The sequence below is a fragment of the Streptomyces sp. NPDC052023 genome, from assembly GCF_044548465.1.
GTDB lineage: Bacteria > Actinomycetota > Actinomycetes > Streptomycetales > Streptomycetaceae > Streptomyces.
This window is the reverse complement of the sequence record NZ_JBIUBW010000019.1, coordinates 1-21,551: the sequence shown is the minus strand read 5'-3', so window position 1 is coordinate 21,551 and position 21,551 is coordinate 1. Positions and strand designations below refer to the sequence as shown.

Sequence of the window (21,551 nt, the reverse complement as noted above, 5' to 3'; positions counted from 1 at the left end):
GACGCTCCGACAGGTCGGCCCGGTAGCGACCGGGGGGCCTCGGCGCCTGGGCAGCACGACTCGCTGCTGCGCGGGCGCCGAGGCTGCCGAGAGCCCGCCGGCCCTACGCCACCTCGTGGGGCCGTTCCCGCGGTGCCGGGGACGAGGTGCCCACGGGGCCGTCCCCGTCGAGGCGGGACAGGCGGCCCGGCCACCAGAACCGGCGGCCCAGATCCAGGGCGAGGGCGGGCACCAGGACCGTCCGCACGAGGAAGGTGTCCAGCAGGACGCCGATACCCACGAGCACGCCCATTTGGGCCATGGTCACCATCGGCAGTGCCGCGAAGATCGCGAAGGTCGCGGCCAGGACGATCCCCGCCGAGGTGATGACGCCGCCGGTGCTGGTCAGGCCCTCCAGGACGCCCCGCTCGTGGCCCAGCCGCCCGGTCTCTTCCTTCACGCGGTGCATGAGGAAGATGTTGTAGTCGATGCCGAGCGCGACCAGGAACACGAAGCCCATCAGCGGGATCGCCCAGTCGACACCCGCGAAGCCGAGCAGGTGCTCGAACAGCAGGTTCGACGCGCCGAGCGCCGCGAAGTACGACAGCACCACCGTGGCCAGGAGCAACAGCGGGGCGACGAGGGCCCGCAGCAGCAGGATCAGGACGGCGAGGACGACCAGGAGCACGACCGGGACGACCGTCGTCAGGTCACGGTCCGCGGCCCGCTGGGTGTCGAGGCTCTCGGCCGTGGTGCCGCCGACCAGGGCGCCGAGCGGGTTCACCGCCTCGCGCAGCTCGTCGATCGTTTCCTTGGCCGCCCGGCTGTCGGGCGCGTCCCGCAGCACCACGGACACGGCGGTGAGGTCTCCGTCCGGTGTCTGTTCTGCGGCGTCCTCGACGCGGGCCACACCGTCCACGGCGGCCGCGGCCGCCCTGACCTCGACGGCCCGCTCGGTACGAGTGACGACCTCGGCCGGGTCGGAGGCCCCCGAGGGATAGTGCGCCGAGATCCTCTCCTGCGCCACGACCGACTCGGGCTTGTCCTGGAACGTCTCCGCCTGCGTCAGGCCCATGGTGATGCCCAGCGCGCTGATCGCGAGGACGCCGGTGACGGCCACCGACATCAGCCAGGACCATCGCGGGCGCAGGGCGACCGCCGCCGCGAGCCGGGACCAGACCGTGCGCGCGTCGCGTGCGGGTGTCCCGTTGCGCGGGACGAAGGGCCAGAACACCCAGCGGCCTGTGATGACGAGCAGCGCCGGAAGCACCGTCACCATCGCGAGAAGGCCGCATACGACGCCGACCGCGCCGACCAGCCCCAGCGAGCGGGAGGAGTTGATGTCGGCGAACGCCAGGCAGCACAGGCCGACGGCGATGGTCGCTGCGGAGGCCAGCACGGCGGGACCCGAGCGGCGCAGCGCGATCCGCATCGCCTCGTGACGGTCCTTGTGGCGGTGCAACTCCTCGCGGTAGCGGGCGATGAGGAGCAGGGCGTAGTCCGTTCCGACGCCGAAGACCAGGACCATGAGCACGCCGGCGCTCTGTGGATCGACCGGAAGCCCGGCGTGCCGGGCCAGCAGGTACGTGGTGGCCTGCGTGAGGACGGCCGCGAAGCCCACGGACAGCAGGGGCAACAGCCACAGGACCGGGCTGCGATACGTGAGCAGCAGCAGAACGGCCACCACCAGGCCGGTGGCGAGCAGCAGCGTCGTGTCGAGGCCGTCGAAGACCGCCACCGAGTCGGTGAGGGAGCCGGCCGGGCCGCCGACCCGCACGTCCACTCCGGGCGGCGCGTCGGCGCCGGCCACCTGACGCAGCCGGTCGACGGTGCCGGTGAGGTCGTCGTCACGGTCCAGCGGGACGACCGTCATCAGCGCCTTGCCGTCCTCGGACGGGATCGGAGCGGAGACCGCCTGACCCGCGGGCACATGGCGCGCGAAGGCACCCCGGTCGGCCGCGGCCGCGGCCGCGGTGTCCCCGCCGCCTGTGTAGACGACCACGGCCGGCATCACCGTGTCGGTACGGAACTTCTGCAACTCGGTGTTGACCTGGGCGGACTCGGCGCCGCGGGGAAGGAAGGCGTTGGGGCCCGTCTCCTCGACCTCGCCGAGCTTGCCGGCCAGGGGACCGAGGGCGACGGCGAGGATCAGCCAGGCCGCCAGGACCAGCCACTTGCCGCGTCGGCCGCCCGGCGCGCGGGCGACGCGCTGGAGCAGCGCATGCATGAGTAGTCTCCTTACGTAGGGAAGGAGCGCCGCCGGTCAGTCGGCCGGCATCAGGGCGCACGGGACCCGCATCACGGCGCTTGCAGGTGTGACGACCTGCCGTGATGCACGGGTGGGTGTGTTCGGACGGTGTGTTCTTCCCGGTACGGCCGGGAGTTGCCGCTCCCGGCCGTACGTCTGTCCCCGGTGCGGGTGGGCGTTATTCGATCTCGCGCATCATCTTCTCCATCGAGGACACCGCGAGCCGGGTCTTCGTCAGCTCGTCCAGAGCCTGCCGCTGCCCCTCGGCCGTACGGCGCTGCAACTCCACGGTGTCCTCCAGGAGCCGGGCGTACCTCGCCGCGAGGTCCTTGTACTGCTCCTCGCGCGCGGCCAGCATCCGGGCCCGCCAGGTGGCGGCGACCTGCCACACGATCACGATGAGCAGGGTGAAGACCCCGGCCGCGCCCACGGCTCCGACCAGAGCACCGACGGTGTCGGCGCTCTCGGCGAGCGTCACCTGTTCCCCATTCACTTCGCTTCCTCTTTCTCGGCCCCGGTCTTCGCGGCCTCGGTGAGCGTCGTGGCCGCGCGGGCCACGACATCGGGTGTCAACTCGTAGGCGAAGGGCGTGATGTCGAAGTACTTCATCGACTTGCCGTCCTCGCCGAGTTCCAGGGTGCCGACGACCAGGCCCGCCGCTTCCAGGCGCTGCAGATGCATATGGAGCAGCGGGCGGCTGATGCCGATCTCCCGAGCCAGCGCACTGACGTAGTTCCGGCGCTCCAGCAACGCGGCGACGATCCGCATCCGGTGCGGGTTGCCCAGCGCGGACAGCACCTTCAGCAATTCGTCGCCCGTCGCTGCCGGAGGCGGGACGTCGGGCATCGTGGCCCCTTTCCGTCGTACCTGTAAGAGGAAGCTGACAGTACCCATGGGCACCTGTCAAAGATTCCTGACACATCTCAGGGACAGATGGGGGACATCTCAGGGACGACGCGCTCCGCCACGGTCCACGACCGCGGGTTCAGTGCCAGTGCCCCGGGGGCGGCACGTCCCAGGGAGCCGGTCCGATGCCGGTGCTCCAGGCGCGTAAGGCCTCGCCGTTGACGCAGACGATTCCGCTCTGCTCGGCGTACTCGACGGCCGGAGCAGTGAAGTCGCTCGTCGTGACGACGACGGCGACATCCGCTTCGTGGACGGTGTAACAGGTGCCGCCGAAGCGCTGCAGGTCCTGGGAGCCGCAGCGATTGCTGTCGCAGTAGCGCTTGCACTGGATGACGACGCGCCGTCCGTCCGGCGTGACGGCGAGGACATCGGCGCCGAGGTCACCCGCGCCCCCGACCACGTCCACCGGAGAGCATCCGTCCCGTTCGCACAGCCCGGCGATCGCCCGCTCGAACTCGTCGGCGTCCAGCGCCTCGTACTCGAGCGCGTCCCCGGTGTCCCCGGGTGCAACCGGTTCAGGAGCCACCGCGGTGCCGGCCGCGTGCTCCACCGCTTCGGAACCGGTTGCCGTCCAGGACGCCTGGAGCGGTACCGGCAACTCCGTTTCGGTGTCGGCGCCGGGGCGATCGAGCGTGACCGGACCACCGGTCGACGCGGAGCCGGCCGCCGTCCGAGGCACCGCAGCGGGGGCGGGAGTCGGCTCCATCGATTCGAGAGCCGTGTGCGTGGCCTCCTGCAGCGCTGCGGCCGCCCGCTGTGCGGTCCGCCGCGCGGAGAACCTGCGCCGGGCCGTGCGCCTGCGGAGGACCAGAACGGTCGCTGTCACGACGAGGCAGAGCACGGCCACCCATACCGGGCGGTGCCGCAGCGCACCGGCCGCCGAACGGACGACGAAGCCGGCGCCGCTCAGCAGGAGCGCGAGAAGACCGAAGAACACGGCCGTCGCGCGCAGGTCGAAGGCCCGTCGGCGGTCGCGGGGGCGTATTCGGCGTGTGGGTGTGGTCACGGTGGTGAGACGCCCTCCTTGGTCGACGAAGATCACCAAGCCGCCTGCCCCGAGATCGCGAACTTGATCAACTTGCCAACGGAAGGCGGTCCGGCGGCGCAACGCCGCCGGACCACCACACGCCTCACTCAGCCGTCACGGCCGTAACAGCCCCCGGCGCGGCCCCCACCGTCAGACACGGTCGGCGGCGATCAGGAGGTACTGGAAGCTGCCGTTCCGGTAGGCGGACAGGAAGGTGTCCTCGATGCCGGTGACCAGGTGGTCGGCCTCCCGGCGCAGCTCCCAGTAAGGGATCGTCTCCGCGGTGAGGTCCTGGACGTGCACGGGGACGAGCCGGTTGCGGGCCATGGCACGGAAGTAGGCCGAGCGGGGGTGGATGTCGCAGATGTAGTGGGCGTTGATGAGGGAGACCTCCCGGGAGGCCCGTCCGTAACCGTCGTTGTAACACCCGGTGATCACCACATAGCGGCCGCCCCGGCGCAGGAGCCGGGCGTGCTCGGCGAAGAGCAGATCCAGCTCGACGTACATCGTGGACTCGTTGTTCCAGGACGCCGCGTAGGAGCCGGTGGTCAGGCCGGTGTCCAGCATGTTGCGGTGGTGGTAGCGCACCTTGGCGTCGATGCCGCGCTTGCGTGCCTGCTCGTTGGCGAAGTCCGCCTGCTTGGCGGAGATGGTGACCCCGTCGGCGTGGCAGCCGTAGCGCAGATGCGCGACCACGCTGCCGCCGCCGCGTCCGCAGCCGGCGTCGAACACGCGGTCGTCGGGGGAGAGGCCGCCGAGGTGGGAGGCGAGGAGTTCGGCCTGGGCATGCTCCAGCCGGTGCAGTTCGTGGGTGATCCGCTCCCGGCGCAGGTCGGGGTCCGGCTCGTCGAGTACCGACCGGTCGGCGTCGCCCACGCCGTAGTGGTGGTGGTACAGGTCGTCGAGCTTGCCGAGTTCGAGGTTGACCGGGTTCTCCTCGGCGTTCCAGTAATCCGCGACCCGGTTCTGATAGGTGGACTGGGTGGGTACCACTGCGGACGGGGTGCCGGTGTGCATGGTGGTCAACGCTGACTCCTTCGTGCGGTCGTGCAGGTGCAAGTGCTGGCAGGCCTACGGGTGGTGGTGCGGTGGGCGTGGGTCACCAGTAGTCGGGCAGTCGGTAGCGGTGGGTGTTGGTCGCGTGCCACTCGTGGTTGCCCGCCACCCAGTCGGCGAGGCCGCGGGCGTAGCGTTCGAGGAGCGGCGAGGTGGCGGACAGCAGCGCGGATTCCCTCTCGAACGCGTCCATGATCTGGTTGTGGATGTCGACGCTGCGCAAGTAGGCGGCTTTGAGGCCGCACTGGTCGTTGGCGGCGACCACTTGGGGCAGGTTCAGGTGGTCGGGGTCGCTCGCGAGCTCCTTGGTGAAGGAGTACAGGTCGTTGACGATGGTGGTGGCGTTGCAGGCGAGGACGGTGATGCGCTGCACCTCCGGACGGGCGTAGACGGCCTCCGGCAGTTCGTAGCCGTCCACGGCGTCGACGATGGACAAGCAGGGGCGGAAATTGTTGAACTGCCGCATCACCAGGTACTCCCAGACCCGCGGCATGTGACGCGTCTCCGACCAGGAGGCCTCCGCGAGATAGCCCAGGTGCAGCCGCGCGAGGTCGTGCACGATCCGGTCGACCTGGCTCGGCGTGGCGAGCGCCCCGTAGTCCTTCACCGCCCAGTGATAGGACCGCAGGGGGCCGTCGGCCTGGATGCCAAGGCGCCACTCCTCCTCCGCCTCGGGGGTGGCATGGAACGGATCGAGCGCGGACTGGGCCATGATCAGCCGGCCGCCCAGGCCCCGCCGTGCACCACCTCTGCCCTCGTCCTCCTCGCAGTAGCAGCTGTCGACGATGTTCTCGGCGAGCAGCAGCTTGCCGGCGACGGTGAGGCGTTCCAGGTCGGTGGCGCCCGGGTGCTGCAGGACGACAGCGCGGCCGAACTGGAACTGCGCGAAGTCGCCGCTCCACTCCGCGGGGAACAGGTCAAGGCCACGGGCCCAGGCCTCGAGCCTGCGGTCGATCTCCGCGACCTTCTCCGGGTCGGCGGGCGGGACGGGCCGGTACGTCAGTCCGGGAATCGCTCCGCTGCTCCTGCCCCGCAGGCTCCGGACGAGGTTCGGCGGACCAGGCAGCGGCGATGCGGCCGGGCTGCTCGAAGGGCTGTTCATAGACGTGTGCTCCACCTGGTCAGTCGGCGGTCCGGCTGATCTGGACGTTCTCCAGGGCTCCGGCCGCGTCGGGCACGAGGATGGCCAGCGAGTAGTAGGCGGTCACGAGGTAGTTGATGATGGCGGCCTTGTCGACGCCCATGAAGCGGACGTTCAGCCCGGGCTGGTACTCCTCGGGGATGCCGGTCTGGTACAGGCCGACGACGCCCTGGTCGGCCTCGCCGGTGCGCAGCGCGAGGATGCTGGTGGTGCGGGACTCCGAGATCGGGATCTTGCCGCACGGGTAGATCGGTACTCCCCGCCACGCGGGCACCTCGTGCCCGTCGACGGTCGCCGAACCGGGCACCAGCCCACGTTTGTTGCACTGCCGGAAGAACGCGGCGATCGCCTTGGGATGGGCGATGAACAGGCGGGTCTTGCGGCGCATGGACAGCAGCTCGTCCATGTCGTCGGGAGTGGGCGGGCCGGTGAAGGTGCTGATGCGCTGCCCGTGGTCGACGTTGTGCAGCAGGCCGAACTCCCGGTTGTTCACGAGCTCCCACTCCTGGCGCTCGCGGATCTCCTCGATGGTGAGCCGCAGCTGCTGCCGCGTCTGGTCCATCGGGTCGTTGTAGAGGTCGGCGACCCGGGTGTGCACGCGCAACACGGTCTGCGTCAGCGACAGTTGGTACTCGCGGGGTGAGAGGTCGTAGTCGACGAAGCCACCGTGCAACGTGGGTTCGCCGCTGTGGCCGGCCTGTACCGGCACGTCCGCCTCGCCCCTGCGGTTCATCGGCAGCCGCTGCCGCTCCGCGTAGGCCGCCAGGTGCGCGGCCAGTGACGGTACCCGGTCGGTGAACTCCCTGACCGCGTCCCAGGGCAGCGCCAGCAGGACGCCGGCCGTCTCGGCGCGCACCGACGCCGGCCACAGGGGATCCGACTGGCCGATCGCCTCGTCCCCCATCTGGTCGCCGTCGGTGACCACACCGATCACCTCTTCCTCGCCGTACTTGCCGACGGCGAAGCGGGTGAAGCGGCCGTGGACGACCAGGTACGCCTCGGTGATGGGCTGTCCGGCCTCGACCAGGACCTGCCCGGCGCGAACCTCCCGCAACGTGAAGCGGCCGGCGATCTCCTTGAGGACCTCGTGGTCGGTGTAGCCGCGCAGAGCGGGCAGTTCGGCGAGTGTCTGCGGGATCACCCGGACGTCGTCCGCGCCGTTGTGCTCGAAGTGGACACGGCCCCGCCCGACGCGCAACTGCAGGCGGCGGTTGACCCGGTAGGTGCCGCCCCTGACATCCACCCACGGCAGCTTGCGCAGCAGCCACCGGGAGCTGATGGCCTGCATCTGTGGCTCGGACTTGGTGGTGGTCGCCAGCTGACGTGCGGCGCGGGTTCCGAGGCTGGTGGGCTGGTTCTCGGCGGGTGCGGCGGGGGCCGGTTCTTCGGTGGCGGGACCAGTGACGCTGTCCGGAGCGGACACATTCCCTCCCAGGTGGACGGGCAGCGGTCAGTGCGAACGGCCGGTGGTGCGTGACGGGCCGTGCACCCCAGCAAGACAACCAGCCGTCGCCGGTGGGCGGTACGGCGTGAGAGGGGCGGGCTTGCACCCTTGAGGCCCAAACACACCTTATGAGGCGTACGGCGCATCCCAGCACCGCACGCACGCCCCCTCGCCCACAACTCACTGCTCGCGCCGGCCGCACCAGACGTGACACGCCGAACGCCCCGTGGCCCAGCAGAGGGCCGAACGGGAGCACAGCCGTCGTGCGTGAGGGCTGCGGGGGCCGGGTCACCGAGGAAGGGTTGGTGCCAGGGGGTGGCCAGACGTGGTCGACGGCGACGATGGCCACCGTCGGAGATGCCCGCGACATGGGTCAGCGGCGGTCGAGTGACTCCAGTGCGTCGCGCAGGGCGGCGCGTGAGGTGATACCGAGCTTGGGGAACAGCCGGTAGAGGTGCGTGGACACGGTCCGTGGGGAAAGGAAGAGTTTCTCCCCGATCTGCTTGGTGGTCAGTCCTGCTGCCGCGAGGCTCGCGATCTCCCGCTGCTGAGGGGTCAGGGCGATGGCCTCCGCCCCGGCGGACAGGTCGCGTACCGTGCTGCCGCAGGCGCGGAGTTCCATGGCGGCGCCGTCGGCCCAGGGGTGTCGCGCCGAGGCGGGCGAACATCTGGGCGGCGGTGTCCAGGTGTCCGCGCGCCTGCGCCGGGGCGCGGCCGCGCCGCAGCCACTCGCCGTAGTGAAGGTGGATGCGGGCCAGCTCGAACGGCCAGCGTTCGCGGCTTTCCACCGACAGGGCTGCGTCAAACCGGAGTTCGGCCTCCTCGTCGCTTCCGGCGGCCACGGTGTCGGCGCCGAGGAGGACGAAGTTCAGCCGAGCCGACGTTCTGTGCAATCCGGTCTCACGGGCGGCGTGGATGTGCCGCAGCGCCAAGTCGCGTCGCCCGGAGCGCACGGCGGCTTCCACGGTGTCCAGAAGGACCCACAGCGCCTTCCGGACGAAGGGCGGGATCGACCCGGCCGGGGCGATGGTGGTCACATGCCGGTACGCCGCCTCGAAGTCTCCCTGTCCCAGGGCGATCAGCGTGCGGACGTGGGCGGCGTAGAAGCGGACGGTGTGTGCGCGGCGGGACCCGGCCCACTGGTCCCTCTGGTCGGCGAGACGGCGCGCGTCCTCGAAGTCGCCGGCCGCGGCCGTCACGTTGGCCAGAAGGTACTTCGCGGGCCAGGAACGCAGGGTGTACTGGTACTCCTTGCTCAGGTCCAGCGCGTCGCGGGCGGCGGCACGCAGTTCGTCCCAGCGTCCCGCGAACCAGGCGTGGTGGCAGAACAGAACCAGGGCCTGGATGGCGGGGGGAGACGTTCTCGGCCGCCCGTTCGCCGTAGCCGATGCGCCACAGAGGCGCTTCCAGCGGGCCGAGGCGGTCGACACACGATGCGGCGATACCGACCCGCACGACCCCCACCGGATCCGACGCGCCGAGCGAGGAGCCGACGGCTGCGTCCAGACGGGCAAGGGCGGCGGGGTCCGCGTGCGCGGGGTCGCCGAAGGTGGCCCGGCTCACCTCCAGCAGCTCCGGCGGCGACGTGAAGTCGGCCAGCGCTTCGTCGAAGGCCGTCCACAGCTCGGCGCGACCGCCGTAGAAGCACACCATCAACAGGGTGAACATCGCGTCCAGCAGCGTCGCGTCGGTCGGGTCGTACGGCGTGCCCTGCAGGGCTATCGCGCCGCTGAGCACGCGATGCGCGGTGTCGATGTCCCCGTAGCTGTTCAGCAGGGGTGGGACAGCGCCAGTGGATCACGTCGCTTGCCGCGGGGTGGTTGCCGGACTGGGTCGAAATCGGTGGACACCTTCGGGTTCAGCCAGCGAGCATCCGCCAGGTGACAAACAAAGCCGATCACCAGGGACCGTTTGTGCGAAGCCCGAAACGAGTCCGTTTTGTCGAGCTGTCCGGCGAGACGATGTCCGCTTTGCTCGATGGAGACCTTCCCAAAGCCAGCAAGATGGCCGGGGTCTTGCTGACCGAGTACTTCGTGACCGACAGAGCACGGTGGCTGTGGCAGTTCCGGCTCGACCAGATGGCCGCCGATCCCGGCCATGCGCGGTGGATGGTGCGGCAAGCGGTCGTCGGTGACAGGGGTCTCGTCGTCGGACATGCCGGGTTCCACGGACCGCCCGATGAGGTCGGCATGGTCGAGATCGGCTACTCCGTCGCCCCTGACCACCGTCGCCAGGGATACGCCCGAGCCGCGCTGATCGAGTTGCTCCGCCGGGCAGCAGCCGAAACCGCAGTCACGACCGTGCGGGCGACGATCAGCCCCGACAACGTGGCATCCCTGGCGACGATCTCGGGCTTCGGCTTCGTCGAGGTCGGAGAGCAGTGGGATGAGGAGGACGGCCTCGAACTCGTCTTCGAGGTTCCTGCCTGCCGGGTTCCACCTGCTTGAGGGGAAGGTCCACGGCTGGGAGACAGCCACGGGGTGGACCCGCCCGCCCTGCCCGAAGGGGGGCGGCGGGTCCGCGGGCCGCGCGAACGGGGAGGCCTGTCAGTACGAGCAGGACGGGGAGTCCATGATCCGGATCTTGTCGACCACGAAGCCGTTCGTCAGCATCAGGGTGTTCGGTTTGAGGCACTCGGCGGGGCCGTTGGTGAAATGCAGCCGTGCTCCGTCGTCATTGCGCGAGTTGAACACCGCGTAGGCGCCGGCGGCGGCGGAGCTGAGGTTCTGGTAGGACTCGGTCATGTCCCTGTACGCGGCGGTATACCGCCTCGCGTTCCAGTCCGCCTGTGTCTTGTAGAAGCAGACTCGCGGGTATCCGCAGCCGAACGCCGTTTCGGCGCTCGCCGTGGGCGCGTTCGAGATCGTCAGCCCGAACGTGCCGCAGGCGAGCGCGAGGCCCGCGGCCATCAGTCTCTTGCTGCGCATGATGATGTTGTTTTCCTTCCTTGGTGGTGAGCCGTCCACCGGCTGGACGGTCCGTCCGGCCCTGCAACGGCAGGGGCGCCGGGGCACCGTAGGACTCGTGGCGCCCGTCCGCCCCTGTTGTCAGGCGGCCGTTCAGCAGCCGGAGGCCGACGTGTAGGAAGCGCTCCGCCAGGCCCCGTTGAGGTAGACGTGGTAGACGCCGTTGATGCGCCGGAAGTCCACCGAACCCATTCCCTCCCAGGCGACGTACCTGATGTCGCGCTGATTGCCGCGATCCAGCAGGGAGTTGTCCGCCACGCTCAGTGTGTTGGGTCCCGCACTTCCGTCGGCCGTGAGGCCGTACCACCTCTGGAAGTCCCTGGTGGCCTCGGTGGTGGCGGGGCCGAAGTCGCAGTCGATGGCTCCGGTGTAGAAGCCCTCCGCCCGCAGGACCAGTTGCCACAGCGCCACGGCCCTGCTGTAGTCGTGCGAGTTGTAGTCCAACGGCCCCTCGTCGCCCCAGTCGTTCCTCACACCGGTGTTGCCCCAGTCGGCGCCGTTGATGGAGCCGCTGGCGACCGACGCACCGGCCGTCGGTGCCGACATGACTCCGCCGCAGACGATGGCCGCGGTGATGAGAGCGCCGGTGATGCGCTTGGAGAGTCTCAACTCGTATCCCTTCACTTGACGGCCGGGCGTGCGGGGCCGTCGAGGTCGTGTATGGGGTTGCGGGCGTACGGCAGACCGGCAGGCGTGGCCCGTGACGCGCCGGACACCGCTCGGGGAGCGGGACCGGCGCGTCACGGGGTGATTCCCCCGGCCGCTGTGCACGTCGCCGAGTGTCGGCGGTGCCGAGCGGGCATGTCGTTGGCGTTGCGTGCCAACTCGTTGGCTACTGGCGCCAAGGCCGACGTCCTCGCCGGGCCGGCATTTGCCGCTGCCGCGACGGGCGTTCCGGTTTCGCAGGGGTCCGTGAAGAGTGAGGTACGCCTGGGTTGCGCCTTGGCATCGGCCCGTTTGGAAGGGCGCCTTCCGCGCGACCGTACGGACATGTCCGGACCTGCCGACACACAACCCGCCGACTAGACAGCTGCCCTCACCTCCGGCTGTCTGCTGTTGCTCGTCCTTGTGGCGGACGTTGCGGCCGGCCTGCTGGTGGTCATCCTGCTCGCGGTACGAGGACTGGGCCGGCTGGACGCCGGCGTGTCGAAGGGGGCGGCCGGCCCACCGCCCGCGGACTTGGCCCCGCTGGTGTGCTTCGGTGCTCTGGCCCTGGCGATCGGCCTGACGGGCCTCGTGCTGCTGAGAATGGGTCACCGAGTGATCGGGACGGGGCAACTCGTGGTCTGCCTCGTCGTAGCAGGCCACGCGATGGGGGCCTGGACGTGACCCCACGAGCGGCCGGCCAATGCGCCGGGCAGCGGGCCGAGCCCGGTTGGGGCCAGGAGACCGCCGGTCCGGCCTCGTCGGCTGCACATCGACTCGAGGTCGGTGCCGTTGGCCGACAATGTCGTACGCACAGTCTGCAATCTGGCTCGCCGCGGTATGCGCCTCTCGTGGATCGGCGCCCGATCACGTACAGAGGTAAGTCGATTCCCCTGGGAAGACCCCAGGAAAGTGCCGGGCCTGGCAGACTGTGCGCCACCTGGGGGGAGACTGTCGTGCCTGATGAGCTGACCGTCCACCGGATACTCGGGGACCAGCCGTTCGCCGAGATCGGCCGGCCCGTGTGGGCGGTGGCCGACGCGCGTCACGGCTGCGTCATCGCGGCCGGTGACCTCGGCCATGTCATGTGGCGCGGTAGGGGCCACTGGCTGAGCCACCGGATCGGTGTGTACGAGGCCTGCACCCTCCGTCCGCGCCACATCGTCGCCTCCAGTCACCCCGTATGTGCCGTCGAGCCTCACCCCGAGCTGCCGCTTGTCGCGGTCGGCACCGGCCGCTACGACGGCTCGTGGGACTTTCAGGGACAGCTGCTCCTGCTGAACCTGGAGACCGGGCGCGTGACGGACCTGCTGAGCAAGAGCCGCCAAGTGCGCCGCCTGCGTTGGCTGGAGGACGGCAGGCTGGCGATGCTGCTCTCGCCCGAGGACAAGGACGGCGGCTTCCGCAAGGGCTTCGAGCTGGCCGTCGCGGTGGACGACTGGCTGTCCGCTCCGGCCGGTCTGGTCGACCCCGACCACGCACGCCATCCGACGACCGGGAGCGGACTCCTTTACGACCCTCATGTGGAGGACACCCTCGCGCGGCTGACGGGGGGCCGGTGGCGGCGGCGGGCGGAGGTACGGGACCTGGCGGTGCTGGCCGACGGCCGGGTGCTCGCCACCGGCTCACACACGGACCTCGAATGCTGGGATCCGTCGGGCGCGCTGACGTGGGCTCTTCCCGCGGACGGGGAAGGGAGCGTCCGGGTCGAGGCGGCCCCTGACGGCGAGTCGGCGTGGGTGACGTACCGGGGCTACCGGCACGACGAGGTGACGGGTCGCCCGATTGACCGCGCGACCACAGTTCGGCGGATATCGACGGCGGCCGGCGATGCGGTGGACCGCGTGGACGTGCCGTCGGTCCCCGCACTGCACGCCGCGGACGAAGGCTGGCTCGCCCTGCGCCCGCAAGGGCGCGACGCACACGCCGCGCTGCTGTTCGCCCCCACGCACCAGGAGGCGGCACGCCTGGCGCTCGCCCCCAGCCGCTTCCACCCCCCGGCGCTGCGCGTCAGACACAGCGCCCGTCTGCTGTACGTGGACGGCCCGGGCCCGAACGACGACGCGCCGTGGATCCACGTGATCGACCCTCCGGGTGCCCACGGCCCCGCGACTCGGCGCGCTCTCTTCCCCTTGCGCTGGGACCCGGCGTCCGCACTCCAGCCCTCGTACGGCCCCGCCATCGAGCTGACACACGCCCTCGTCCACGCGGGCCGGTCGTACGAACGCGGCGCCACCTGCGTGGACGCCCGTGAGGGCACATATGTCGTCTGCCGCCGGCTGCCCGGCGGAGAGGCACGCTGGGTGTACGGCACCGACAAGCCGCTCGCCGATCTCGACGGCGACGAGCGGAGGGTGTACGTCGTCTATCTCACCGGTGAGGTGGAGACCTTGGACGCGGCGACGGGTGAGGTGCGGGCCCGGCACACCCTGGGCGCGCACGACCACCCGGTCACACCGGTGTCCGCCGCGTACCGGGCGGAGCAACAACGGCTGGTCGTGGGGACGGTGGACGGTCGGATCCTGGACTGCACGGTCCAGGGCTGACCGGTTCGGCAGCAACCGCCGCCACTACGATGTGCCAACTGCAGCCAGCGGTCGCCTCAAGAGGCTTGTCCAGATCAGGAGTGCGGCTTCTGGCTGACGGCACACCGACTGCCGTGGCGAACTGTTCCAGACCGCACCGACCGGACGCGGACCGCGGTGCTGAGCTCACTGGCCGCGGTACCCCGTACGTCCACTCCGTGACGCCGGAGAGCGAGCAGGCGCAGGACTCGCGAGGTCCCAGCCGGTTCAGCGGCCGGGACGCCGGGATTCTCCCTCTCGCATGTGGCGTGCTGCGGTGACGCCAGGAGGGAACGGGATCAGAACCAGCGGTAGTGCTCGTCGGAGAGGCCGTTGCGGGGGTTGTAGGTGCAGTAGTAGTACGGACCCGGCCCTTGGTTGTCGTTGGTTGCCTGCACGAGACACGTGCCGCAGGTGCTGAACGACCGGACGAAGGTGCTGCCAGGCTTGGCGGACGTGGGCAGGCCGCAGGTGTTGGGGGCCGCGGATGCCTCGGTCGGTACGGCAAGTGCGGCCAGGCACAGGCCGGCAGCTGCGAGAAGGCGTAGAGCGAGGGCGGCCGGTCGCAAACGCTGTACTGCGTTGGTCATGGTGTTCCTTCGATGCGAGGGACGATATCGACGTGCCAGTGCGTTGTGATGTGAACTTGGAGAGCTGTATCGGTGCACTGCAGGGATCCTGGCCGAGGTGAGGTTGCCTGTCGTTGGCACTCAGCGCCAACTCCTTGTCGGCTCATGCCACACGTCGTCAACAAGTCCGGAGGGTCCCGCCGTAGGCGCGGACCGGCGATCGGCCGATGAACGCCGATCTCGGCAACGCCAATGCGCCGAGTAGGCCTCTGTGGCGCACGATCCGCATACAACCCTCGCGGCCGGTCGTGAGTCTGAGACGCCGCGGCGCGGTGAGAGCCCCCGCACAACCGGGCCACAGAAATGACATACGATGCGCCCAACCCTTATAAAGCTTACATAAGAGGATGTACACGTCATGTCAATCCGTGCCTCACATCGCTCCCTTCGCGGCATATCCGCCGTTGCCGCCGTACTCGCGATCGGCGCGGTGGGATGTTCGGAGGTCTCCGACGCCGTCGATGGCGCCAAGGACAGCGCGAAGAAGGTGGCTCGCCAGCAGTCGGTCTTCTCGCTGGACATCGGCGACTGCTACAACCCGAACGGCGAGGCTGAGGGGACGGCATACGCCGTCGAGGTCGTGCCCTGCGGCGAGGCACACGAGGGTCAGGTCGTCGGCGAGTTCGCGATCGACGAGGGCAAGGAGTTCCCCGGCGACGCCGGGGTCTCGGCGATCGCGGACAGCCGCTGCCCGGTCGAGGCGCAGAAGTACGCACCGGACACCTGGGCGCTTCCCAAGGGCGTCGCTCTCTTCTACTACACCCCCACCAAGGAGAGTTGGGCGACGGGGGACCGGGCGGTGAGCTGCACCTACACCGCGGAGAAGGGTAGGTTCAGCGGCTCGCTGGACACCGCGAAGTCCCTCAAGCCCGAGCAGAGCACGTACCTGAAGGGTTCCAACGCGGTCTACGAGGCCCTGTGGGCGAACCAGTCGGAGAAGGAGACCGTCGAGGACGACCTGGCCGGTTACAAGGCGCAGGCCAAGGCCGTCGCGGCCGCCCTGGACGCACACGTCAAGGGCCTCGACGGCATCGAGGGCACCGAAGTCGGCAAGTTGCGCGCGACCCTGGCGGAGGCGGCCGGGAACTGGAAGAAGGCCGCGAACGCCGCCGACGCCGACGCGTTCTACATCGCCTACGACCCGGCGTTCACCGGCATCGACCCGAACGAGTCGGTAGCCGCTCGCAAGGAGCTGGGCCTGGCCACCACCGTCCCGGCCGACGAGGCAGAGGTCTGGGCGGGCTGACGCTCCGCCGGATGAGCCGGGCCGTGTCCGCCAAGGACCCGGCCCCGGCTTCCCGGGTCGTGTCCGCAATCCCGTCGCACTGGCCAGTTCATGAACGGCTGCTCTACGCGAGAGAACCGCGAACGATGCGGTCGGCTGGTGGGAGGGGCGTGCGTCGGAAGTGGGTCTTGGAACGGCCCGGTGTCTGGACAGGCGCCCGTCTTGCAAGATCGGCAGCGGTAGGTGGGCTGGTACTGGTAGTAGTCGGCCGTGGCAGGAGACCTGTGGAACCCAGTGATGTCGATGGTCGGTGTGGCTGTAGGTGGTGCGTTGACGTACCTGACCCAGCGCACGACGCAGCGGGCGGCCGACCGGGCTGAAGAACGGAGACGGGCTGCGGCGCGGGCGGAGGAGCGGCGTGCCGAGCAGATCAGGACCGTGCTGGAGTTCATCCGGTGCGCGCTGGAGGCCGAGGGCGTGGCGCATGCGCGGCCGCCTCAATGGGAGGTCGGTGACGACTGGTATGTGACGGCCAGGCCCGCGATGGACGGTCTTCGAATAGCCGAGAAGAGCGTCGAGTTGCTGTGCGCCCCTGGCCTTCACTCACCGACGACCGCCTATGCCCGCGCCCTCAATCAAGAGGTCTGGCAGGAGCGTGACGAGGGGAACCTGGCCGAGCGCCTCGAGCCGTTCAAGACGGAGTTTCTAGCCCTGGCACGCCGCAGCCTGACCTGACGTCGCAAGTAGGCGCCGTTCTTCCGGGAGGCCTACGCCTTGTCGGCGCGCACTCGATTTTTGCCCCTGTTCGACAGCGTCGTCGGCCGGTTCGACGGTGGTGCCGCCGGACGGCCCCTTCTGGAGATCGCCCCTTTCGGTGCCCCGGCGGCGTGCTGGCGGGCGCGGACGACAGTGGAATCGACGGCGATGTCTCAGGTGATCAGGCCCTTGGAGGTCATACACCCGGACTCGTGGCCGTACTCGACAGGTATGTCCCGCAAGGGGATGCCGGTGCGGTCCCGAAGCCGTTTACCGTCGATCAACGGCCGCCTGGTCCATATCGGCGGTCGGCCGGGCTTCTTGCCTCTTGGCAGCAAGCGGCTCCAGCGCCGCCCACTCCCCGTCCGTCAGATCTCCACGCGCTCGGATTGTGTCTCGCCTGACCCCTGACGGATCCGAGAGACCTCTCCTGCCGACCTTGCCGGGCCCGCGATGCCGCGCATCCCGCACAAGCGCGTGGTGGTACGGGGGGATCCACCCGCTGATCCGCCACAGTCGACTCCTGGCCGAGCCTGAATGGGCGTTGGCCGGGTACCTGCCGGGTCCGCGCCCACCGTCGACTCCTGGGACCGGCCCTGACAGCACAGCGCATCAGGTGCCCACACCTGCCTTGTCGCAGTCGTCGGGGCAGAGCAAGTGGTGTGGAGGAGAGGGCCTGCCAGTGCTCAGCAGGCACGGCCGGCGATCAGCGCAGAAGGACGTCGAAGACCATGCGGAAGAAGGCGTCCAGGGGAGCGGAGGACTTGTCCGCCCGGGCCGCGATCAGCGCGCCCTCCCAGGCGCTGAGGATGAACAGCGCGGCTTCATCGACATCGAGATCGGCATTGAGCTCTCCTGCCTCCTTGGCTTCGGCGAGCACCTGCCGGAGGCGCGTGGCCCACCGCTGGAAGCCACTCTGCAGGGCCGAGCGGATGGCCTCGGAGTGGTCCGCCACCTCGGCGCCGAGGTTGCCGACGAGGCATCCGCGGGCGAAGCCGTTGTCGACCGTGCCCGCGCCCAGGAACTCGAAGTGCGCCCGGAGCCGCGCCAGCGCAGGGCGCCCAGGAGTGTCCAGCAGGTCGAACCGCAATCCGGCGCTGTAGCGATCCAGGGCCTCCAGCGCGCACTCCTCCTTGCTGGCGAAGTGGTTGTAGAACGAGCCCTTGGGAGCCCCTGCCGCCGAAGTGATATCGCTGATGCCCGTGGCATGGAAGCCCCGGGTGTGGAACTGCTCCAGCGCTGCCTGCGCGATCTCCTCACGCTTGGACGCGCGTGCCATCCTCATCACCACCTCCAGTCCAATATGTCCGGTCGGCTTGCTTCAGGTCAAACCCGGGGTGTGACTCCCGCGTGGAAGACATCCTGACCGCGAACGACCGCCGTTGTGCCGACCGACCTGCTTGACTCAGTTTAAAGCGACCGGTCATATTGGATGGGAACCAGTCGCGAGCCCTCGGCCCTCACGTGCCGGCAGGGGCAGCACCGAGGAGAAGCGTCTTGCCCGCATACCGAGCATTCGAGGCCACCGGCGTTCACCACCTCCGCCTCGCCGAGCGCGAGCTCGTCGACCCGGAGCCCGGCTACGTCCGGCTCAGGGTGGAGGCATGCGGCGTCTGCCACACCGACGTACTGGCCGTCGAGGGGCTGCGCGCCGACCCGTCACGACCGATCATCCCCGGTCACGAGATCGTCGGCGTGATCGATGCCGTCGGGGCGGGCGTCACCGCCTGGCAGCCAGGCGACCGCGTCGGCGTCGGCTTCCTGAACGGGCACTGCTGGCAGTGCGAACCGTGCCGCCGGGGCGACTTCGTCAACTGCCTGAACCAGGAACAGACCGGAACCACCATCGACGGCGGGTACGCGGAGGTGACGTACGCCCGCGCGAGCGGGCTGGTGCGTATTCCCGACGGCATCCCGGCCACCGAGGCGGCCCCGCTGCTGTGCGCCGGGCTGACCACCCTTACCGCGCTCCAGCAGGCTCCCACCCGGGCGGGCGCCCTGGTCGCCGTGCAGGGGATCGGCGGACTGGGGCACCTGGCCGTGCAGTACGCACGCAGCCTCGGATACCGGGTGGCCGCCATTGCCCGCGGCCAGGAGAAGGAGAAGCTCGCCAGGGAACTGGGGGCCCACGAGTACATCGACAGCACCGGCACCGACCCGGGCACCGCGCTTGCCGACATGGGCGGCGCCGCTCTGGTCGTAGCCACCGCGTCCAGCGGTACGTCCATGAACCCGCTCCTGCGCGGACTGGCCCCGGGCGGCAGCCTGGTCGTGGTCGGTGCCGCCCCCGACCCCCTGACCGTTGCCACGGCCGACCTGATCTTCGGCACCCGCCGCATCATCGGCAGTCTGACCGGGTCGTCGATCCAGAACGAGGACAACCTCGCCTTCAGCCTCGCCCACGGCATCCGCCCCGCCACCGAGATCATGCCCTTCACCCGCGCCATGGACGCCTACGAGCGCATGCTCTCGGGCAAGGCGCGCTTCCGCGTTGTCCTGGACATGGCCGCCTGACCACGCCGCGACCTGAGCCGCCGGGCTGAGTCCTGTCCCGCGCCCTTCTCGATCCCCCCGAAGGTTCCACGATGACCCACATGGCCGACTTGGCCGACACGGCCGAGCGCACCAGCGCGGCCCCGCGCGGCAGCGGGCCGACGCGTCCAGCCGCCGAGATCATCCCCGACGTCGACGAGCACCGCGTCGCGCGGATCGGGCTGATGTCCGTCTCCCTCGGCATCGCCGGCCTCGGCGGAGCCTGGCAGGCGGCGGCGACCACCGTCCCGGCGGCAATGCGAGTCAGCGACGTGCTGTTCACCGTCAGCGGTGTGATCTGGCTCGTGTTGCTGGCCCAGTACCTGCGTCATGGCGGGCACCGATGGCGCAACATCCGCCAGGACCTGCGTCATCCCGGTCGCGGTTTCACCCTTGGGTACGTCCCGATCATCGGCATGCTGATCGCAGGCCACCTCGCGCAGTACGGGATCACAGGCCCCCGATGGGCCTACGCGGTGTTCGTCACCGCGGCCGCCCTCATCGCCGCACGCCTGCTCGCCCACTGGCTCACGGGTTCCCTGAGTACGACGATCCTGCACCCTGGCTACCTGCTGCCGATCTCCTCGGCACCGTTCGTGGCGAGTGCCGTTGCCTCCACGCTCAACCTCCCCGGCGTCGCCGACGCCGCCTTCGGGGTGGGGCTGCTGTACTGGCTCGCCTTCGGCACCGTCATCCTTGCCGGCCTCGTCACCGGCGGCCCCCTGCCCGGACCTGCCCGGCCGACCCTCACCATCCTGACCATCCCACCGGCGACCGGTGGAATCGCCTGGACCGCTGCTCACAAGGGCGCCTTCGACGCCGTCGGCTACGGCTTCGCCGGGACCCTGCTCTTCACCGTCCTCCTCGTCGCCTTTCTCCTCCCCGAACTGCGCCAGCCCTCGTTCCATCCGGGCCTGTGGCTTTTCAGCTTCCCGATAGCGGCGTGCACCAATTTCGCCATCCGCTGGATACACGCCTGCGCACCTCCCGGCGCGTCGGCCATTACCGGCATCCTCCTCGCCTGCGCGACCCTGGCACTGGCCCTGCTGGCCGCGGCCACCCTGTACCACTGGGCACGGCGAACACCTCCCAGCTGACTTCCGCCGCCCCATCCTCCGCCGGTGACAGCCCGCGACCCCGGTCGCGGCCCAACTGCCCCCAGGACTGCACCCGACCAACGTGCCCTGCCCCACCGAAACGTCCCAAGGAGCCACCATGCCCACGCTTGACCGCCAGGACGCCGTCTTCGTTCTCGACCTCGGTGACGGAGAGAACCGCTTCCACCCCGACTGGATCGCCTCGGTCAACGCGGCCCTGGACGAGGTGGAGAAGGCGGAAGGCCCACGCGCCCTGGTGACCGCTGCGTCGGGGAAGTTCTACTCCAACGGTCTGGACCTCGAATGGCTCGGTGCGCACAGCGAGGAGCACCAGGACTACGTCAATTCCGTCCACGCCCTGTTCGCAAGGGTCCTGTCCCTCCCGCTGATCACCGTAGCCGCGCTGCAGGGGCACACGTTCGCCGCCGGAGCGATGTTCTCCCTGGCCCATGACTTCCGTCTCATGCGCGCCGACCGAGGCTTCTGGTGCCTGCCCGAGGCAGACATCAACATCTCCTTCACCCCGGCCATGTCGTCCCTCATCCAGTCCCGGCTCACCCCGCAAACGGCGCACCATGCCATGGTCTCCGCCCGTCGTTACGGCGGCCAGGAAGCCGCCGCCGCAGGAATCGTCGATCACGCCGTGGGCGAGGGCGAGCTGCGCGCCGCCGGCCTCGAGCTTGCCCTGGCTCACGCGAGCAAGGCCGGCGACACCCTCGGAAGCATCAAGACGCGCATGTACGCTCCGGCGCTCATCCTGCTCCGCGACACGACCAACACGCTGGGCTGACTCCGTACGGCCGACCGCTTCCCGCTTGCGAGAAGCGCGTTCCGCCATGACGTCCTGCCGCTGGGTCACGGTGACAGATCCCGCTCACCCACGGGTGCGCGACGTGTGAGCGTACTGCCCGGCACGGGACGTCATGAGCGGGACGGCGCAGAGAGCCGCGTGCCGTTGAGCAGGCAGATGTGCTGACCATCGTCATAGAGCGTGACGTGGCCGCGGTCTTGGGCCGGAGGCCGGCACCATCTTCGCCGTCGCGGCGGAAACCGTGCCGGCAGGCCTTTCATACCAGCAGGCGAGGTGGAGAGCCCGCGGCCCAAGCTGCGATGTCTTCGACCGCATCCCGGTAGAAGACCTCATACAAATTCCGGCTCACGTATCCGATGTGCGGAGTCACCACGGCATTCGGTGCGGAGCGCAGGGGATGGCCGGCGGGCAACGGTTCGCGGTCGAAGACTGAGGGGCCTCGTGTTCTTCGGACAGGGATCTGACTGTCTATTTCACGCGACGGCTCGCAACTTCACATGTTCGGCGTGGACTTCTCGGGGAGGG

The 21,551-nt window shown here is 69.7% G+C and carries 20 protein-coding genes and 1 pseudogene; 8 read left to right on the top strand and 13 right to left on the bottom strand.

The features are described from left to right. Nucleotides 1-103 precede the first annotated feature (103 nt). The 9 genes and pseudogenes from ACIHCM_RS29355 to ACIHCM_RS29315 form a co-directional block, all read right to left on the bottom strand. Nucleotides 104-2,206, bottom strand: a complete 2,103-nt coding sequence (locus ACIHCM_RS29355) for an MMPL family transporter (RefSeq protein ID WP_399902184.1) — start codon at nucleotides 2,204-2,206, stop codon at nucleotides 104-106. A 199-nt stretch (nucleotides 2,207-2,405) separates the two neighbouring features. After that, complete coding sequence (locus ACIHCM_RS29350; protein ID WP_399902181.1) at nucleotides 2,406-2,720, bottom strand: hypothetical protein; 315 nt, start codon at nucleotides 2,718-2,720, stop codon at nucleotides 2,406-2,408. Beyond that, nucleotides 2,717-3,073 carry an ArsR/SmtB family transcription factor gene (locus tag ACIHCM_RS29345; protein WP_399902177.1) on the bottom strand — a complete coding sequence of 119 codons (357 nt, stop codon included), beginning with the start codon at nucleotides 3,071-3,073 and terminating at the stop codon, nucleotides 2,717-2,719. Before ACIHCM_RS29345 ends, ACIHCM_RS29350 begins: the two co-directional genes overlap by 4 nt. Nucleotides 3,074-3,212: 139 nt before the next feature. Continuing rightward, nucleotides 3,213-4,139 (bottom strand): restriction endonuclease, encoded by a 927-nt coding sequence (locus tag ACIHCM_RS29340; RefSeq protein WP_399902174.1) that lies wholly within the window; start codon nucleotides 4,137-4,139, stop codon nucleotides 3,213-3,215. Nucleotides 4,140-4,310: 171 nt separating this feature from the next. Beyond that, on the bottom strand, nucleotides 4,311-5,177 hold the full coding sequence (locus ACIHCM_RS29335; protein WP_399902508.1) for a geranyl diphosphate 2-C-methyltransferase: 867 nt from the start codon (nucleotides 5,175-5,177) through the stop codon (nucleotides 4,311-4,313). A gap of 82 nt (nucleotides 5,178-5,259) precedes the next feature. After that, nucleotides 5,260-6,318, bottom strand: coding sequence for a family 2 encapsulin nanocompartment cargo protein terpene cyclase (locus ACIHCM_RS29330; RefSeq protein ID WP_399902171.1), 1,059 nt, complete (start codon nucleotides 6,316-6,318; stop codon nucleotides 5,260-5,262). 19 nt (nucleotides 6,319-6,337) lie between these two features. Continuing rightward, nucleotides 6,338-7,780 carry a family 2B encapsulin nanocompartment shell protein gene (locus ACIHCM_RS29325; RefSeq protein WP_399902168.1) on the bottom strand — a complete coding sequence of 481 codons (1,443 nt, stop codon included), beginning with the start codon at nucleotides 7,778-7,780 and terminating at the stop codon, nucleotides 6,338-6,340. Between the two features lie 394 nt (nucleotides 7,781-8,174). After that, complete coding sequence (locus ACIHCM_RS29320; protein WP_399902165.1) at nucleotides 8,175-8,423, bottom strand: helix-turn-helix transcriptional regulator; 249 nt, start codon at nucleotides 8,421-8,423, stop codon at nucleotides 8,175-8,177. Nucleotides 8,424-8,724: 301 nt separating this feature from the next. Next, nucleotides 8,725-9,231: pseudogene (locus tag ACIHCM_RS29315) on the bottom strand (hypothetical protein); the annotation flags it as partial. A gap of 531 nt (nucleotides 9,232-9,762) precedes the next feature. Between ACIHCM_RS29315 and ACIHCM_RS29310 the strand changes: the two are divergent. Then, nucleotides 9,763-10,248: a GNAT family N-acetyltransferase gene (locus ACIHCM_RS29310; protein WP_399902505.1), complete on the top strand. Its 486-nt coding sequence runs from the start codon at nucleotides 9,763-9,765 to the stop codon at nucleotides 10,246-10,248. Nucleotides 10,249-10,347: 99 nt separating this feature from the next. Here ACIHCM_RS29310 and ACIHCM_RS29305 read toward each other — a convergent pair whose 3' ends face one another. Together ACIHCM_RS29305 and ACIHCM_RS29300 are read right to left on the bottom strand one after the other, a co-directional pair. Next, on the bottom strand, nucleotides 10,348-10,728 hold the full coding sequence (locus ACIHCM_RS29305) for a hypothetical protein (protein WP_399902162.1): 381 nt from the start codon (nucleotides 10,726-10,728) through the stop codon (nucleotides 10,348-10,350). 132 nt (nucleotides 10,729-10,860) lie between these two features. Further along, nucleotides 10,861-11,376: a peptidoglycan-binding protein gene (locus ACIHCM_RS29300; protein WP_399902159.1), complete on the bottom strand. Its 516-nt coding sequence runs from the start codon at nucleotides 11,374-11,376 to the stop codon at nucleotides 10,861-10,863. A gap of 459 nt (nucleotides 11,377-11,835) precedes the next feature. Between ACIHCM_RS29300 and ACIHCM_RS29295 the strand changes: the two genes are divergently transcribed. Next, nucleotides 11,836-12,096, top strand: a complete 261-nt coding sequence (locus tag ACIHCM_RS29295; RefSeq protein ID WP_399902156.1) for an inner-membrane translocator — start codon at nucleotides 11,836-11,838, stop codon at nucleotides 12,094-12,096. A gap of 272 nt (nucleotides 12,097-12,368) precedes the next feature. Next, the gene (locus tag ACIHCM_RS29290; RefSeq protein ID WP_399902153.1) at nucleotides 12,369-13,958 is read left to right on the top strand and encodes a hypothetical protein; all 1,590 of its coding nucleotides are present in this window, start codon (nucleotides 12,369-12,371) and stop codon (nucleotides 13,956-13,958) included. 317 nt (nucleotides 13,959-14,275) lie between these two features. On the opposite strand, the gene ACIHCM_RS29285 is transcribed toward ACIHCM_RS29290, so the two are convergent. After that, nucleotides 14,276-14,566 (bottom strand): hypothetical protein, encoded by a 291-nt coding sequence (locus ACIHCM_RS29285; protein ID WP_399902150.1) that lies wholly within the window; start codon nucleotides 14,564-14,566, stop codon nucleotides 14,276-14,278. Nucleotides 14,567-14,963: 397 nt separating this feature from the next. Here ACIHCM_RS29285 and ACIHCM_RS29280 point away from each other — a divergent pair, with 397 nt between their 5' ends. Continuing rightward, the gene (locus ACIHCM_RS29280; RefSeq protein ID WP_399902147.1) at nucleotides 14,964-15,851 is read left to right on the top strand and encodes a septum formation family protein; all 888 of its coding nucleotides are present in this window, start codon (nucleotides 14,964-14,966) and stop codon (nucleotides 15,849-15,851) included. 249 nt (nucleotides 15,852-16,100) lie between these two features. After that, nucleotides 16,101-16,565 (top strand): hypothetical protein, encoded by a 465-nt coding sequence (locus ACIHCM_RS29275; RefSeq protein ID WP_399902144.1) that lies wholly within the window; start codon nucleotides 16,101-16,103, stop codon nucleotides 16,563-16,565. 727 nt (nucleotides 16,566-17,292) lie between these two features. Here the strand turns inward: ACIHCM_RS29275 and ACIHCM_RS29270 are convergent. After that, nucleotides 17,293-17,865: a TetR family transcriptional regulator C-terminal domain-containing protein gene (locus ACIHCM_RS29270; RefSeq protein WP_399902141.1), complete on the bottom strand. Its 573-nt coding sequence runs from the start codon at nucleotides 17,863-17,865 to the stop codon at nucleotides 17,293-17,295. 218 nt (nucleotides 17,866-18,083) lie between these two features. Between ACIHCM_RS29270 and ACIHCM_RS29265 the strand changes: the two genes are divergently transcribed. The 3 genes from ACIHCM_RS29265 to ACIHCM_RS29255 all read left to right on the top strand — a co-directional run bounded on the left by ACIHCM_RS29265 (nucleotide 18,084) and on the right by ACIHCM_RS29255 (nucleotide 21,005). Next, nucleotides 18,084-19,100, top strand: coding sequence for an alcohol dehydrogenase catalytic domain-containing protein (locus ACIHCM_RS29265; protein ID WP_399902138.1), 1,017 nt, complete (start codon nucleotides 18,084-18,086; stop codon nucleotides 19,098-19,100). A gap of 80 nt (nucleotides 19,101-19,180) precedes the next feature. Continuing rightward, a complete protein-coding gene (locus ACIHCM_RS29260) occupies nucleotides 19,181-20,215 on the top strand; it encodes a hypothetical protein (RefSeq protein ID WP_399902135.1) in 1,035 nt (344 codons plus the stop codon). A gap of 118 nt (nucleotides 20,216-20,333) precedes the next feature. Beyond that, nucleotides 20,334-21,005, top strand: coding sequence for an enoyl-CoA hydratase-related protein (locus ACIHCM_RS29255; protein WP_399902133.1), 672 nt, complete (start codon nucleotides 20,334-20,336; stop codon nucleotides 21,003-21,005). Nucleotides 21,006-21,551 lie beyond the last annotated feature (546 nt).

Excerpts from the sequence above, each read along its gene's own strand:
- ACIHCM_RS29355 (WP_399902184.1), bottom strand. The coding sequence starts at position 2,206 with ATGCATGCGCTGCTCCAGCGCGTCGCCCGCGCGCCGGGCGGCCGACGC.
- ACIHCM_RS29345 (WP_399902177.1), bottom strand. The coding sequence starts at position 3,073 with ATGCCCGACGTCCCGCCTCCGGCAGCGACGGGCGACGAATTGCTGAAG.
- ACIHCM_RS29335 (WP_399902508.1), bottom strand. The coding sequence starts at position 5,177 with ATGCACACCGGCACCCCGTCCGCAGTGGTACCCACCCAGTCCACCTAT.
- ACIHCM_RS29330 (WP_399902171.1), bottom strand. The coding sequence starts at position 6,318 with ATGAACAGCCCTTCGAGCAGCCCGGCCGCATCGCCGCTGCCTGGTCCG.
- ACIHCM_RS29320 (WP_399902165.1), bottom strand. The coding sequence starts at position 8,423 with ATGGAACTCCGCGCCTGCGGCAGCACGGTACGCGACCTGTCCGCCGGG.
- ACIHCM_RS29310 (WP_399902505.1), top strand. The coding sequence starts at position 9,763 with ATGTCCGCTTTGCTCGATGGAGACCTTCCCAAAGCCAGCAAGATGGCC.
- ACIHCM_RS29305 (WP_399902162.1), bottom strand. The coding sequence starts at position 10,728 with ATGCGCAGCAAGAGACTGATGGCCGCGGGCCTCGCGCTCGCCTGCGGC.
- ACIHCM_RS29285 (WP_399902150.1), bottom strand. The coding sequence starts at position 14,566 with ATGACCAACGCAGTACAGCGTTTGCGACCGGCCGCCCTCGCTCTACGC.
- ACIHCM_RS29280 (WP_399902147.1), top strand. The coding sequence starts at position 14,964 with ATGTCAATCCGTGCCTCACATCGCTCCCTTCGCGGCATATCCGCCGTT.
- ACIHCM_RS29270 (WP_399902141.1), bottom strand. The coding sequence starts at position 17,865 with ATGGCACGCGCGTCCAAGCGTGAGGAGATCGCGCAGGCAGCGCTGGAG.
- ACIHCM_RS29260 (WP_399902135.1), top strand. The coding sequence starts at position 19,181 with ATGGCCGACTTGGCCGACACGGCCGAGCGCACCAGCGCGGCCCCGCGC.
- ACIHCM_RS29255 (WP_399902133.1), top strand. The coding sequence starts at position 20,334 with ATGCCCACGCTTGACCGCCAGGACGCCGTCTTCGTTCTCGACCTCGGT.